Below are 14,840 nucleotides of genomic sequence, written 5' to 3'. Positions count from 1 at the left end.
TGGTCCTGCAGGCGGGTCGTGATGCCTGGCGGACGCGGCGGCGTTGACGAAAAAGCCTGATTTGTACCGTCAGACACCTTCCTCCACAGGGATAGTTTCCATGACTGTGGCCAGAATCATCGCTTCGATGTTTCGTGGTGGAAGTCGAACACGCCTGGGTCGATACACGGCATTGCCTCTTGCAATGGCCTGGCCACTCAGGGCGCAAACTCCAGCTTTCCTCGCGATGCAGCGCCGCCATAGCTGTTCGCCGTAGCAGCAGGACGTCGCGTCGCTCCACGCAACGGTCGCCCAGTTCTGCCCATCGCGCTCCAGAACCCGGATGGCACATTTCGAAAAGCAGCCTTCGCCGGATATCGGGCGGACGCGACTGGACACAATGGTCGGCCCTGCTTCGCCTTCGCTCGAGAGGAGCGCGATCGTTGACTGCCACGTTCTGTCTGCTTCAAAGGGAGCTTGCATGATGCGGTTCCTCGATTCTCACCAGACAAACAGGAGGTCAGGCGATTGATCTGAAAAAAAAACAGAAAGCCTCATGACATGTCAAACGACCGTCGTGCGTGGTCCCGTCAGGTAGCGACGCCGAATTCCTGAAAAGATGCCGCGCGCGATCAATTTCTGGTGATGCGCCGCCAGTGGATTGCCCGCAGTCTTATGTGACGTGCCTGGGTTGAGCCAACGCGCGACCTTGGCTTGATGATACGTAGCAGACTTGCGGGCCGCTACTACATGAATCTGGAGTGTGTCTTATCGCCTGAACGATGGTGTCGCAGGCGTGGAACGTCGACAGCGGCCCGGTCTGCCGGAAGCCCGCCTCTCGCACTACTACAAGGTGCTGAATCCGCTGCATGTGATAGAGGACGGCGCGGACGCTTCGGCCTGCTGGGAATGCGGGAGCGTGCTGCCCGCCTGGGCGGCGCTATCCGGATCCAGACCGCACCCAATCAAGGCTTCGCACTGACCGTTGCGTTGCCGCTCGCAGCCGTCGAAACCAGGGAAGACGAATGAAGGCCTGTCGAATGTTGGCCAGAGGTCGGTCGCAACGGACGACCCGTCGAATCGACCGCCAGATGCAGCCTGGTGCTCAGTCCACCTCGGGAACGCGGGTTTCACGTTGTATCCGAAGTCTCCGTCGGAAGGCTAAAGCTGAACGTCACGCCGCGGACCTCATTGCGCACGACCCAGATACGGCCGGTGTGTGCTTCGACAATCGACCGGCAGATTGCGAGCCCCATGCCCATGCCCGTTTCCTTTGTAGTGGTAAATGGCTCAAATATCGTTTCCAGATTCGCGAGCCCCATGCCTTCATCCTGAATGTCGACCACCACGTTGCCCCCGTCGCGCCGGGAGCGGATCAATAGCGACTTCGGTCGTTCCTCCGTCGCTGACAACGCCTCGATGGCGTTGCGCACAAGGTTGACGATCACCTGCTGAATCTGCACGGCATCGGCTCTGATCATCGACACGTCCTGGGCTAGCTGGGTCTCGAGCGAGATCGCGTTCCCCTGGATTTCGTCAGCCATCAGCGTGCAGACCTGAAGTATCAGCTTATTGATGTCAAGATCGACCTTTGCCGGCACCGTGCGCTTGAACAGCGCGCGAATACGGCTTATCACGTCCGCCGCGGCATATCCGTCACGGACGATGGCTTCGGCGCTGAGTCGGGCTTTGTCGATGTCGGGCAGCGTCGCAGCGAGCCAGCGCCGGCACGCCTGCCCATTGGCCACAACGGCCTGCAGCGGCTGGTTGATTTCGTGGGCGATGGACGCGGACAACTCGGCTACAGTCGCCACCTGTGACGCCTGCGCAAGCTTTTCCCGTGCGTGTCGCAGCGCGTCTTCCGCTCGTGTGCGCTCGATGAATTGCCCGACCTGGAAGCCGACGGAGTTCATCATCTGCACAAGCTCGGGATCGGCATCGCGGACCTCGCGGCTGAAGAATTCGAACACGCCCACTACGCCGCTCCTGAGCGTGATCGGGAAGGCGAAGGCCGCACGGAGTCCTTTCTTCGCGGCCGGTTCTTCCCGCTGGGACTCCCGATCGAGCGCCATGTCGGGAATCCATACAGGTGCGCCGCTCGACCAGACTCGCTCCGGGAGCCCCATGCCGAAGCCGCCCGTCCTGGACACCAACCCGGAGCCGGCCCGCGCGAAGGTGGCCGACGGCCATGTTTGCACGCGCACCAGCACGCCCGCTTCCGGATCGACGCGCCAGAATGCGCCACGATCCCACTCGAGTGCCTCACACATCTCGCGCAGAATGCGCGATACCGCCTCTTCGAGCGAGCCCGCTTCCGACAGCGTCCGTGTGACGCTGAATTGCGCGAGCTGCCGCTGCTCACGGCGCCTGCGATCGGTGATGTCGCTGGCGAGTGCGATGGCGTAAAGGCGCCCACCGCGGTTGAACGCCCGTGCACGCACCTCGACGGGAAAGAGACTTCCGTCTTTTCGCCGGCGGCGGCCGTTGAACGTCACACTTCCGACCTCGCGCAGTCGCCGCCTGATCCACTGGGTCTTTTCCGGCGTGATGTCGTGGTCGAACTGACAGCTGCGCATGCCGACGAGTTCTTCGCGCGTATAACCCAGCGCCTCGCAGGCCTGACGGTTCACGTCGAGCACGATACCTTCCTCGTCGTACAGGAAAATGGCATCCGTCGCGTGGTCGACTAGGGTTCGGAAGCGTTCCTCACTCGTGCGCAGCGCCTCCTCGCTAGCGAGCAGGTTGCGGTGCGCGAGCGCGCTCGTCAACGCATCTTCCAGGCGCCTGCCTATTTCCTCGAGGAGCCGCCGCTCCACGGCGCTCCAGGAGCGCAAATGCGAGCACTGATGCAGCCCGAACAGGTACGGCCTGTCGCCCTTGGGGCGAACCACGATCGCGATCGTCGACAGGATGTTGAACCGGTGGCGAATCTCCGGCGGGATGCCTGGATCCACCATCGCCCCTGGGGCGTGCAGCATGTCGCGCAGGGATTCCGCCGCCCGGGCGTCCATCGGCAGCTCCTGGCCGAGCGCGAAGGCGCCCGGATAGTCCGGATGCGTATGCTCCATCACCGCGCGCCACGTCGGCGCATCAGGATCGCAGGGATATACCAGCCAGGCCCGATCGCAATTGAAGATGGCCCGCGCCTCCTCAAGCACGCCGCGCGTCATGCCCTCGACCTCGTTCGTTCGCTGCATGGCGCGGTTGATGCGGTCCATGCATTCGAGGAACCACAGGTACTCTCTGCGTTCCTCTTCTGCACGCTTTTGCTCCGTGACATCGATCACGGTGCCGATGTACTCGATCGCCTGGCCCGAGCGGTCCAGAACCGGATGCCCCACGGAACGGACGGTTCTCACTCCGGTATCGAAGTTGCCGAGCCGGTACTCGGCTTCCCAGTCGGAACCTTCGCGCACGGCCTTACCCAGGCTCTCCACGATCCGGGTGCGGTCATCCGGATAAACGTCCTGCGCTAATTGCTCGAACGAAGGCAGGCCCTTCGCAGGATCGTGGCCGAGGATGCGATAACACTCGTCCGACCAGTACAGAACGGCATTTGAAACGGGGCTCCATGCCCAGCTTCCGGTGTGGCTGACCTTCTGCGCCTCTGCCAGGTACTGGCGGCTGCGCCGCAACTCCACCTCCGCGCGCTTGCGCTCCGTCATGTCCACGACGAAGGCCACACCGCGCTCGCATATCTCGTCGAAAGCGGCCACGCCGATCAGCACCGGCACCCGGCTGCCATCCTTGTGGAAATATTCCTTTTCATAGGGAGGCAGGCTGCCGGTCCGCCTGAACTGCTGCAAGTTTTGTTCTCGCTGGCCGTCGAGCCATTCGGGAGGCGTCAAGTCGGTCCACCGCAAGCGACCCGAGACGAGATCCTCGCGCTCGTATCCGACCATGCGAAGAAACGCGTCATTGGCCTCGAAAATCTGACCACCCTCGTCCCAAAACAAAATTCCGACGATGTTGGCGTCGATCAGCCGGCGGATCTGCGCTTCCCGTTCCCGGATTTCAGCGTACAGACTGCTGTTTTCGAGCGAAATCGCCGCCTGGGAAGCAAGCACCTTCAGGACAGAAATCCTGCCAGGCGTGAAAACGCCTGGAGCAAGCCTGTTTTCCAGGTACAGCAGTGCAACCAGCGCACCCTGCTTCATCAACGGCAGACAGAGTACCGACCGGACGCCCTGCGCAACGATGTACTGATCGGCGGTATGCGGACCCGGGACTGAAGTATCGTCGAGAAGCACGCTCTCCCGGGTACGCGCGGCATAACGGACCACCGACTCGGGAAGCGTGTCCGCGGAAGCTGGCGTCTCGCGCAGGCTGACCGTCACGGATCCGCCGCAAGTCTTCGCCTCCGCCTTGATCAGGAATTCGTTGCCACGAGGCAGGATCAGCAGACCACGTTCCGCGCCGGCATGTTCGATGGCCGTGCGCAACAGCGTTTCGATGAGCTTTTCCGGGACGAGCTCGCCCGACACTGCCTGCGACACCTTGATCACAGTGGCCAGATCCAGATCTCCAACCGGCGCGGCGATCGTGCCCGCAGGGCCCGGGACACGATCGTCCTGCCGCAACGCGGGATAGAGCTGTTCGAGTTGTCGCACCTTCCCATAGGCTCCCCACCGCAGATAGGCGCGCCATGCGTTTCCCCGGTAGAGATGTGCAATCTCCTCAAGGCCGCGCGCGGCGTAGCAGCGGGCAGCCAGTTCGTAGGACAGCGCCTCGTTTTGAACGAAGCCATTCGAACGCGCAGAGCGAATGGCTCGCTCGTACAGATCCATTGCCTCGAGCAGGCGCCCCTCGATGCGCGCAATCTCCGCGCCGACCAACGCCGCACGATCCTCGAAGTTCTGGGGGCAGTTTTCCGCCCATGCCCGGAGTTGTTTGTCATGTGCCGACAGCGCCTCGCGATGCTTTGCATACAGATCGGGCCCCGTGGGCTCGCAGCAGGCGGCGCGAGAAAGGGCGGCATAGAGGTGGTATTCCGCTCTCTCCAACAGCTTGACCGAAAGCGACGCTGATGTCGAAAACCATTTTTCCGCCTTTTCCGCGGCATCGATAGCCGATGCGTAGTCGCCAGCGAAGTAGCGTGCCTGCAGCTTTCGGATCCAGTAGAAACATTCGGGCAAGGCCAGAGCCGGGTGGCCGGTGAGGCGCGCCTCGAACGCGTGCTCCGTGAACGAGTCATCGTCGAGCGAGCCGAATTTCGCGGTCTCGCCGCTGAGAGCCCGAACGAGCGCGAGCGAGGAAGAGATCATGTCGACGACGAACTCGAACCGCACCGTGCGCGCGAACTCCAAACCGTGCTCGGCTTCACGTGCAACCTGATCGAGTGGATCGCCTGAGGCCAGCAGAATGGAACTGATATTGCTGCAGGCGTATGCAGCAAACGACGGGTCGCCCTGCTCATTCGCGATCTGAAAGCCACGTCGGGCCGGATCGATACCCTCCCGAAGCGGTCGTGTCCAAGGTACCACGAGCGAGAAGATCGAATAGGTCTTTCCTCCCACGCGCTTCAATCCGCGGCGTTCGGTCAGATCGCACGCCAGCTCTCCAAGTCGATAACCTTCGTCGTAATGGCCAAAGCGGTCGCCGGCGATAATCCCGACCGCGACATAATGCGCAGGTGAGGCGTCGCTGTTGCCACGCGCGAGGCTGAGATTCACCGCCCTGCAGGTGGTGAGCGCGTACAGATTCTCGTCGGTGTATAACGTCGGCGGTCCAAGGGCGGTCAGCACGTCGAGCGTCGCGCGAGACTCCGGATCCTCCATCAGCGGCAGGTCGATGAGATCCTCGATTGGCCGACTTCCGACCTGTGACCAGATCCGCTCGTACTCGCGATGCGCTTCCTGTTGGGTGGGATGGGCTGCCCAATCGATGCCCACATGCCGGAGGTATTCCAAACCCAGCGCGACCGCGCGGTCGCCTGCCCCGAGCATCGTGTAAAGATCCACGCGCCGGCTCGCGACGGCCGCTCGCTGGACCGTGTCGACAGCGCGCGTAGCCAGCGCCGCGAGACGTTCCTCCACGGACGGCAGTGCGCCCATCCAGAGCTCGCAGTCGGCCCCATGCAGTTCCAGGGCGAAGGCAAGCTCCTGCCGGCGCTCCCACGCATCCTCCCGCATCAGCGCCGCGCCGGCGCGCAGATACGTCAGCGCAGAGGCGTAGGCGGATGAGGTCTTCGCGCGCTTGCCGGCGATCAGGCTCAGCTCGGCGAGCCTCTCGCGCTCGTCCTGTGACGTGATGAGGTGCGCGCCGCGGTTGAACTGGTTGACGATCTCGAAGATCATCTCCGGCAGCTTTTCCGGCGGCATGCAGTCAGCGAGAACTCTGCCTATCCGGAGATGGATCTGCGCACGCGCCTCCTCCGGGATCAAGGAGTACGCCGCCTCCTGAACCCGGTCATGCACGAAGCAGCAGGATTGCTCCGTGCAGGCGATGAGACCGGCTCGAATTGCTTCCCAAAGCCGGCCATGGAGATCGTCTGCCGGCCGCCGGGAAACTGTTTCCAGCAGGGCGAGCTCGGCGCTGTTCCCCATGCACGCAAGCAGCTGCAGGTCTTGTTGCGTTTCGGTCGACAGGCGGGTCAGCTTGCCAACCATGAGCTCCGCCACATTGTCGGTATAGCCCTTCATGTGGATGCGATCGAGGTCCCACGACCAGCGCGCCGCATCATGATCGAAGAAAAGCAGCCCCTCTTCTGTCAGCGAAGCAATGAACTGAATGGCGAAGAATGGATTTCCGGCGGTCTTGTCATGCACCAGCCCCGCGAGCGGCGCGACCCGCTCGGGCTTGCAGCGAAGCGCGTCCACCATCAACTGTTCCAGATGCTCCCGGGCAAGCGGCGCGAGCGTGATCTCCGCCACCTTGCCACCGGCGGCCTTGATGGCATCGAGCTTGCACATCAGCGGATGCGCGGAATTGACTTCGTTGTCGCGATAGGCGCCGATCAGCATGAGGTTCTGCGGATGGGACCGGGTCAACAGGTCCTCTATCAGGTCGAGCGTCGCCACATCGAGCCATTGCAAATCGTCGAGGAATAGCACGAGCGGATGTTCCGGCCGGGCGAAAACTTCGATGAACCGCCGGAACATGAGCTGAAACCGCTGGTGCGCTTCTTGTGGAGGCAACTCGGGGACTGGCGCGGGCTCTCCGATGATGTGCGCCACTTCGGGAACGAGATCCACGATGAGTCCGGCATTCGGTCCCAACGCTTCCCGCAGCGCGTCGCGCCAGGCCGCAAGCTCCGCCTCGCTTTTGCCAAGCAGTGGCCGTAACAGACTCCGAAAGGCTTGCGCGAGTGTCGAATAGGGGATGTTGCGTTTGTACTGATCGAATTTGCCGGAGGCGAAGAGCGCGCGCGAAGGCACTAACACCCGGTGTAGTTCGTTGACGACGGACGACTTGCCAATGCCGGAATATCCTGAGACCAGCACCAGTTCTGGCGCCCCGCCTTCGACGACGCGTCTGAAGGCGCCAAGCAATGTCTCGACCTCGCGCGACCGCCCGTACAGTTTCTCGGGAATCATCAACTGGTCTGGCGTGTCGTTCTCGCCGAGCGGGAATTCACCGATACGTCGCCCGGTTTCCCAAAGCGCCAGGCAGCGTCGCAGGTCCACTTCAACGCCTTCCGCGGTCTGATAGCGCTCCTCCGCGGTCTTGGCGAGCAGCTTCACCACAATCGCGGAGAGGACCGGTGCCAGGTGGGCGACACGCACGTGCGGCGGCACCGCCTCTCTCGCGATGTGGCAATGCACCCATTCGATCGGATCGGTTGCAGTGAATGGCAGACTTCCCGTGAGCATCTGGTAGAGCGTCACGCCGAATGCGTAGAGATCGCTGCGGGAGTCGACTGAACGATTCATCCGCCCGGTCTGCTCCGGCGCCATATAGGCGAGCGTACCGGCGATGGACTCGGGCGGTTCGGACCGTTGACGCTCTCGCGTAAGCCGCGACGCGAGGCCAAAACCCGTGAGCCTGGCCTCACCACTATCGGGATTGACCAGGATGTTGGCCGGCTTGACGTCCTTGTGCACGAGCCCACTCCGGTGGACTTTGGCCAGCGCCGACGCGATGCCAATAGCGAGGCGCAGGAAGGTCCCAGAGTCCATCGGCGCATCGAGGAGACCGTCGAGAAGCTTGTAGCTGGAATCTTCGGGAACAAGGACTATTCGGTCACGCGCGCGGAGCCACGGAGCGCGATCCATATCGAGTTCGATCTGGTTCATGGAATGCCGGTCCATTCTGGTGCTTGCCCGCGTCGTGAGCGGCCGGCCTGCGACGTCTGCAGGACCGACGCCTTTCGTGTACTCCGCGAGAACGCTGTAAGGCCGCGCGCGGCAGGCTGGCTGGCGATGATCGAGCGCCTACGATCGATTCATTACGACCGTTGAAACAGTATCAGAGAATACAAGATATTAGTCGTCCAAGATAAACCCATCTCGGTAGGTACAGACGACCGTGCTTGTCGAAAAGTGGTGATTGCTGAGTTGCACCGAGCCCTGACCCAGCGTCTGCTGGGCGCAGGAATGGCAACCGGTGGGAAAGGGCGCGGTCAGCGTCAAAGGGATTTATTTTCGAGGCGAAGTGATAAATTTACAGCTTCGTATCGGGTGGTGCCATTACATATTCATGTAGTGCACAACACGGCAGCCCGTGCTTTCGTCCGACGATTCCGGCGGCTATAATTTTTTTGTCGGCACGACCGCGTGAGAGGGACATTCAACGAGATTATCGTGGACCGGCTGTGCGACGTTAGGGGAGGCTTTCACCTGACAACAGAGGGGTTCCATGGAATCCGCAAGCGAACGGGTGTATGTGGTCGACGACGATAGACGGGTGCGAGAAGAGAAAAATGCGAGCGGATTCATTTGCCTCGCTGGTCAGGCGGGCAAGCAAACTGCAACTCGAAACATCGTCGGCGACAACATTCGATGCCTGACGTTAGCGCCAATTCTTTGTTGGGCTCAATGACCCGGAGAAAATAATGACCACGCCTCCGGTTCGGACCGTTGCCGTGATTGACGATGACCGACGCGTTCTGACGTCTTTTGCGAACCTGCTTGCCTCTGGCGGGTATGGAACACGGGCCTACGAATCTGCGCTGGATTTTTTTTCCGACGGCTACGCGGGTCTGGTATGCGTTATCACCGACCTGGGAATGCGGCCCATTGACGGCATTCAAGTGCTCGAGAGAACGGTTCATTCTGACGCAACGACACCCGTCATCATTATCACGGGCAAACCGAGCGAGCATACGGAAGACTACTATCTGCAGAGAGGCGCATTGGGTTTCTTCAGAAAGCCTGTCGATGGGGACGCGTTGCTGGACCTGCTGGATAGTATCGCTTGAACGTGTTGGTGGGTCTTGTCATGTTCGAATCGCCGACCTGATTGCTTTATTAAGGCGGCGTTAGCTTCAGGTTAAGCCTGCCTGGTATGTAATCAGTGTAGTGGTCTAATCTCCCCGGACAGGTCGACAGTGAAAGAACCTGTCTGCCTGTCCGAAATAACTGACCACCGCACTCACATTGACGTTTCGACGCGGAATCTGCCCAAAACGGAAGTTATCTGGCTAATTTTCCGAAAGCCAATCAAGTTCCTCTACAGCCCCCGTGTAGAGGTATGAGCGGCAAAAGTCGCCCCGGATGCATTATTTGGCGCCCACATATCCTGTTGGAAAATCTGGACAGGCAAGACTGGCAGGACGACGCTGAAGGTGGCTCCGTAGCCCTCGTTATTGGTGGCAGTAAGACGACCCTCATGAGCTTCGATAATGGAGCGGGACACCGCAAGCCCGATGCCCATTCCCTTGCTCCTGGTCGTGACGAATGCGTCAAATATGCTGTCGCCACCGACGATGCCCGAACCGTTATCGATGACCTCGAGCAGCACGAACCGGTCATCAAGGGGGCTTGCGGTAATGAGAATCTTAGGTGTGCGTCCCGAGTTTTCCGTGGCCTCTATCCCGTTCGAGATAAGGTTAAGAAGGACCTGTTGAATCTGTATCTGGTCTACGAACACTGGAGGCAGGCCATCAGGCAAGTCGAACTCGATGTCGGCGGTACGCCTGGTTTCGTCTTCCCGCAGCAGTCGTACGGCTTCGAGGACCATGTCTTTCACATTCCGTTCCCGCTTCCGGAATGTTTGCCGCTTGAACAGCGCGCGGATGCTTTGCATCGTCTCGTCAGCGGAACGGGCATCTCGAACTACGCTTTCCACAGAAGCCCTGGCTTCGCTCAAATTTGGCGGAGACGCTGCGAGCCACCGTTTGCAGGCCTGCGCATTGGCGATAACGGACGTGAGAGGCTGATTGAGTTCGTGTGCGATGGATGCCGAGAGTTCTGCGACCGTGGCAATCTGGGTTGCCCGCGCGAGTTCAGCCTGAGTCTGTCTGAGCCGGTCCTCCGCACGCGTTCGTTCGTCAATATCAAGACTGAGTCCATACCATTGAACAATGTTGCCGCCGGCGTCTCTCATTGCTTCAGCGGTGTGCTGGTACCATCGATAAACACCGTCTTTTCGGCGAAGCCGGGCAACGTGGCAGTGCGGTTCGCCAGTCTCGATCGAGTGTGTCCAGGCTTGAGCCAGGCTGCCCAGGTCGTCAGGGTGGACGGGATACATATCGCCAAGGTCCACGAGCTGCGAAATGCCCAGGCCAAGGAATTCAGAGGTTTTCCGATTGATGTAAGTGAGCCGCCCTTGTGGGTCATTGCACCAGAGCATGGCCGGGATGGTGTCGATAAGCGCGCGTAGCTGGTGCTCCCGCTGTTCGAGCATTGCTTCCGTTTGTTTGAGATCGCTGATGTCCGTACATACGCCGTACCAGTGTAGAACCTGCCCGCTTTCGTCGCGAAACGGTTCGCCGCGAACGAGGTACCAGTGCAGTTTCCCATCGGCGCCAGTAACCTGATACGTGTCCTGGTACGACGCACCTTCGTCGACAGCTTGCTTCCGGCGCGAGCGGACACGAAGACGGTCAGCTTCCGGGATGAGGTTAAGCAACATTTCTTTGTCAATTTCTTCCCCGCTCTTTCCCATGAACGTTAGCATTTGCCGATTCCATCTGTCGATTTCTCCTTGCGGTGTGGCCCTCCAGATCATCGCGGGCAATGCGTCTACGAGCCTTCGCAAATTGAACTCTTCCGTGCGAAGGACCTCTTGGGCTAACTGCCGCTCGTGGATATCCGTCGAAAGACCATACCATTTCACAATATCGCCGTTGGCATCCCGCATGGGGGTGCCTTTGCATTGAAACCAGCGATACGTGTTGTCGGCCGCGCGGAGCCGATGGACCCGATCGTAAGGTCTCCCGCTATCGAGGGAATCTTGCCAGGCTTCAATGGTTGACGCAGAGTCATCCGGGTGCACCAGGTGAAGCCAGCCGTTCGTTTTCAAATCATTGAGCTGTAGCCCGGTGTAGTCTTCAGTGCGCTTGTTTGCGTATTCCAGGCGGCCATCGGAGTCCGTACGCCAGAGCAGGCTAGGAACATTCTCTGTCAACCAGTTCAGTTGCGCTTCCCGTTCACGAATGACCTCTTTGGACCTGTAAAGATCATCAATGTCGACGGTCACGGAATACCACTTGTAGACACTTCCGTCTTCGTTAAAGTAGGGAACAGAGCGCGAGTGACGCCATCGATAATTACCGTCGCGGTCCGCCCATCGGTAGGTAGTATCGTGCGCACTCTTTTCCTGAACAGAGCGAAGATGCCCCTCCTTTACTCTGTCGCGATCATCGGGGTGAATGAAACTCAGATAGCCGAGACTTTTTATGCCTTCAAGCGTAGTTCCCGTTTCCTCAAGTGTCTGCTGACTGATGAAGTCGAAATCGTGCTCTGTCCGGGTCGCGAAGCGGCCCGGTAATCGGTGGAGGAGCTCTCTGGCTTCTCTCTCAGTTGCCGCTAATGCCTGTTGAGCCTTGATGGTCTCTTCGATTTCTATTCCGACGAGGTACCAGTTGATGACGTCCCCGTTCTGGCAGCGTGATGGCTCCGCTAGAAGACGCTGCCAGCGGTATACACCGTCATGCTGTAGCATCCTCACGGCAATGTCGACCGGTTCACGCGCGGCAATGCACGCTGTCCATTGTTGCCGTGCGGCCTGCACGTCATCGGGGTGAATGTAAGCCATCCATCGGTCGCCGACTAAATCCTCCATCGGTCTTCCAAGCGCGGCGACACCGACTTTATTCACGTAGAGAAGGTCGCCGGTTGGACCGCCGACACATACGCATGCCGGCACACTATCCACAATGCGCCGCCAGGTTTCCTCTTCGGTTCGAAGAAGCGATTCGGCAGTCTTCCGGTCATGTATGTCCCAGCTCACGCCGACCCATCGCAGTAGCCGTCCGCTGTCGCTTCTTATGGCTTTGACACGGCAGAGGAACCACCGGTACTCGCCGTCGGACCGCCTGAGTCGAAACTCGAGCTCTTCCGGGTCGTTTCCGGCCCGGAGTGCGGCCCAATATCGGTCGTTTGCCTGCAGGTCGTCGGGGTGGATTGCGGCTCGGAAAGAGTCGCAGTTATGTGCTTCTTTTATGCCTGTGTATTCGAACAGGCTGGGACTGCGGTATTCGGTGGAGCCATCGGGCAGTGCAGTCCACACATACCCGGGAAAGAGATTGCTGATGCTTTGAAGTGTCTGGCTTTGTTGGCAGACTTGCTCGCCAAACGGCTCATCCTTCAATCCGGCAGTTGAGCCTGGCTGCCGGGGGCGCCGGGAGACCAGCTCGGCACAAAGCCATGCCGCGGCGATTGCGAGGGTGGAGCGGGCGATCGAACCGGAGGCGAGAGGAGGGTGACTGGAAGCCAACACCGCTCCGGCTACCCCAAGCGAGGCGAACCCAGCAGCCAGACGCCCGCAGTTGCGGCCGAAAAAGTGCGTGAACAGGACAATCAAAACGAGGCCGAGGCTGCCCGTAATCGGTTCGAGTAGCCCTGCCACTCCTGACGCACCGGCTATGGCGATGCTGAGGGCGACAACCCGGGACGGGGGCGGTATCAACACGGTAAGCATGTCAACCTCGGAGTTCGTCGGCGCATTGGATAGTGGTACTCTGCATTTCCCTGCAAATGACGGGATTTCCAGCGCATCGGGGCCTTGCCTGCAAATTGAGCGGGGAGTGTCGCCGGTTATTTTGTGTAGTACTGGCGAGGTCTGGTCGCGCACACCGTTGTGGCACGAATCGAATACGAGGGCAATGGAGATATGTCAGACCATTGCGAGTGGCTGCCTGCATCTGGGGGATCAGCTTTTTCGAAGCCGCAGTTTTGAAGAACATAGTCGAACTGTCAAAGGTCCAACCGCCGCCAGACTGACTGTCTGTTTGCCGTTCGCGTCGACGCGCAGCATGCTCGGGCTGATAGCAGTGACGCGTATCCAGGCGCGCCGCATCGGGAATTTCCGGTCGAGCCGATGAGGCGAAACAATTAAGCTTACAACCTCTTTTTTGGAGGTGACATGACATATTCATGTAATACGAAACACGGCTGCCCGTGCTTCCGGGCGACGATTCCGACAGTTATAATTTTTTGTCGGCACGACCGCGTGAGAGGGGCATTCAGCGAGATTATCGTTGACCGGCTGTGCCAACGTTAGGAGAGGTTTTCACCTAACCACAGAGGGGTTCCATGGAATCCGCAAGCGAATTAGTCTATGTAGTCGACGACGACAGGCGGGTGCGAGAAGCACTCTCTGCGCTGCTGCGCGCAAACGGAAGGAACGTCCAGGCATTCGAATCCGGCAGGGAGTTTCTGGACACACCGCGTCAAAACGTCGTTGCATGTCTGATCCTGGATTTGAGAATGCCAGGCATGAGTGGGCTGGAAGTCCAGAAGCTTGTCAGCAGGGACTCACAGATTCCCGTCATTTTCATTACCGGAAGGGGAGATGTACCGTCCACGGTCCTGGCCATGAAGGGCGGGGCGGTTGACTTCCTCACCAAGCCCCTCGATGAAGATGCGTTGACGCGCGCGGTTGATGCGGCACTCGCCAGGGCGCACGTTCTTCGCAAGGAGGCGGAAGAGACAGCGGCACTCCAGGCTCTCTACCAATCGCTGACGCCTCGAGAGCAGGAGCTTTTGCCGTTACTCGCAAGCGGCCTGCTCAACAAGCAGGCGGCGGCAGTCCTTGGTATCACCGAATACACCGTGCAGGTACATCGCGGCCACATCATGAGAAAAATGCAGGCGGATTCATTCGCCGCTCTGGTCAGGCAGGCGAGCAAACTGCATCTTGAAACATCGTCTACGACCACCTCCGATGCCTGACGCTAACGCTAATTCTTTGTTGGACTCGAGGACCTGGAGAGAAAAATGCCCACGCCTCCGGTTCGAACCGTTGCCGTGATTGACGATGACCGACGCGTTCTGACGTCTTTTGCGAACCTGCTTGCCTCTGGCGGGTATGGAACACGGGCCTACGAATCTGCGCTGGATTTTTTTTCCGACGGCCACTCGGGTCTGGTATGTGTTATCACCGACCTGGGAATGCGGCCCATTGACGGCATTCAAGTGCTCGAAAGAACGGTTCATTCGGACGCAGCCACGCCGGTCATCATTATCACAGGCAAACCGAGCGAGCATACGGAAGACTACTATCTGCAGAGAGGCGCATTAGGCTTCTTCAGAAAGCCTGTCGACGGAGATGCGTTGCTGGATCTGCTGGATAGTATCGCTTGAACGGTTGGTGTTTAAGGTGACGCCCGCGGCGCATGCAGCGCCGGTCCGAAAGCCCGGGAATCCGTCGAGGCATGTACGATGCCGACGAACTTGGCGCTCAGTTTTACATCGTTGTTTCTTGCGACGACATTGCATATTCATGTAATGCGGAATACCTCTTTCGGCGTTATTGTG

At 59.7% G+C, this 14,840-nt stretch carries 6 protein-coding genes and 2 pseudogenes; 4 read left to right on the top strand and 4 right to left on the bottom strand.

Annotation, left to right across the window (positions count from 1 at the left end; translation table 11 throughout):
- Window positions 1-69 precede the first annotated feature (69 nt).
- Window positions 70-462 (bottom strand): DUF3331 domain-containing protein, encoded by a 393-nt coding sequence (locus P3T16_RS15460; protein WP_429342934.1) that lies wholly within the window; start codon window positions 460-462, stop codon window positions 70-72.
- 408 nt (window positions 463-870) lie between these two features.
- Between P3T16_RS15460 and P3T16_RS15455 the strand changes: the two are divergent.
- Window positions 871-1,008: pseudogene (locus tag P3T16_RS15455) on the top strand (histidine kinase); the annotation flags it as partial.
- 14 nt (window positions 1,009-1,022) lie between these two features.
- On the opposite strand, the pseudogene P3T16_RS15450 reads toward P3T16_RS15455, so the two are convergent.
- Both P3T16_RS15450 and P3T16_RS15445 read right to left on the bottom strand, forming a co-directional pair.
- A pseudogene (locus tag P3T16_RS15450) lies at window positions 1,023-1,103 on the bottom strand (IS5/IS1182 family transposase); the annotation flags it as partial.
- A gap of 6 nt (window positions 1,104-1,109) precedes the next feature.
- Window positions 1,110-8,213 carry a PAS domain S-box protein gene (locus P3T16_RS15445; protein WP_429342933.1) on the bottom strand — a complete coding sequence of 2,368 codons (7,104 nt, stop codon included), beginning with the start codon at window positions 8,211-8,213 and terminating at the stop codon, window positions 1,110-1,112.
- 758 nt (window positions 8,214-8,971) lie between these two features.
- Between P3T16_RS15445 and P3T16_RS15440 the strand changes: the two genes are divergently transcribed.
- Entirely contained in the window at window positions 8,972-9,337 is a 366-nt protein-coding gene (locus P3T16_RS15440) for a response regulator (protein WP_429255837.1), read from the top strand.
- Window positions 9,338-9,588: 251 nt separating this feature from the next.
- Here the strand turns inward: P3T16_RS15440 and P3T16_RS15435 are convergent, their stop codons facing one another.
- Window positions 9,589-13,002, bottom strand: coding sequence for a PAS domain-containing sensor histidine kinase (locus P3T16_RS15435; protein ID WP_429342932.1), 3,414 nt, complete (start codon window positions 13,000-13,002; stop codon window positions 9,589-9,591).
- 614 nt (window positions 13,003-13,616) lie between these two features.
- Here P3T16_RS15435 and P3T16_RS15430 point away from each other — a divergent pair.
- A complete protein-coding gene (locus P3T16_RS15430) occupies window positions 13,617-14,255 on the top strand; it encodes a response regulator transcription factor (RefSeq protein ID WP_429342931.1) in 639 nt (212 codons plus the stop codon).
- A gap of 45 nt (window positions 14,256-14,300) precedes the next feature.
- Window positions 14,301-14,666 (top strand): response regulator, encoded by a 366-nt coding sequence (locus P3T16_RS15425; RefSeq protein WP_429342930.1) that lies wholly within the window; start codon window positions 14,301-14,303, stop codon window positions 14,664-14,666.
- Window positions 14,667-14,840: the final 174 nt, after the last annotated feature.

The sequence above is a fragment of the Paraburkholderia sp. GAS42 genome (assembly GCF_050436565.1).
In the GTDB taxonomy this organism is placed as follows: Bacteria; Pseudomonadota; Gammaproteobacteria; order Burkholderiales; family Burkholderiaceae; genus Paraburkholderia.
Note: the sequence above shows the minus strand (reverse complement) of the source record. Positions and strands in the feature narration are given on the sequence as shown.

Coding starts and splice junctions, on each gene's coding strand:
- P3T16_RS15430 (WP_429342931.1), top strand. CDS start 13,617: ATGGAATCCGCAAGCGAATTAGTCTATGTAGTCGACGACGACAGGCGG.
- P3T16_RS15435 (WP_429342932.1), bottom strand. CDS start 13,002: ATGCTTACCGTGTTGATACCGCCCCCGTCCCGGGTTGTCGCCCTCAGC.
- P3T16_RS15440 (WP_429255837.1), top strand. CDS start 8,972: ATGACCACGCCTCCGGTTCGGACCGTTGCCGTGATTGACGATGACCGA.
- P3T16_RS15425 (WP_429342930.1), top strand. CDS start 14,301: ATGCCCACGCCTCCGGTTCGAACCGTTGCCGTGATTGACGATGACCGA.
- P3T16_RS15460 (WP_429342934.1), bottom strand. CDS start 462: ATGCAAGCTCCCTTTGAAGCAGACAGAACGTGGCAGTCAACGATCGCG.
- P3T16_RS15445 (WP_429342933.1), bottom strand. CDS start 8,213: ATGAACCAGATCGAACTCGATATGGATCGCGCTCCGTGGCTCCGCGCG.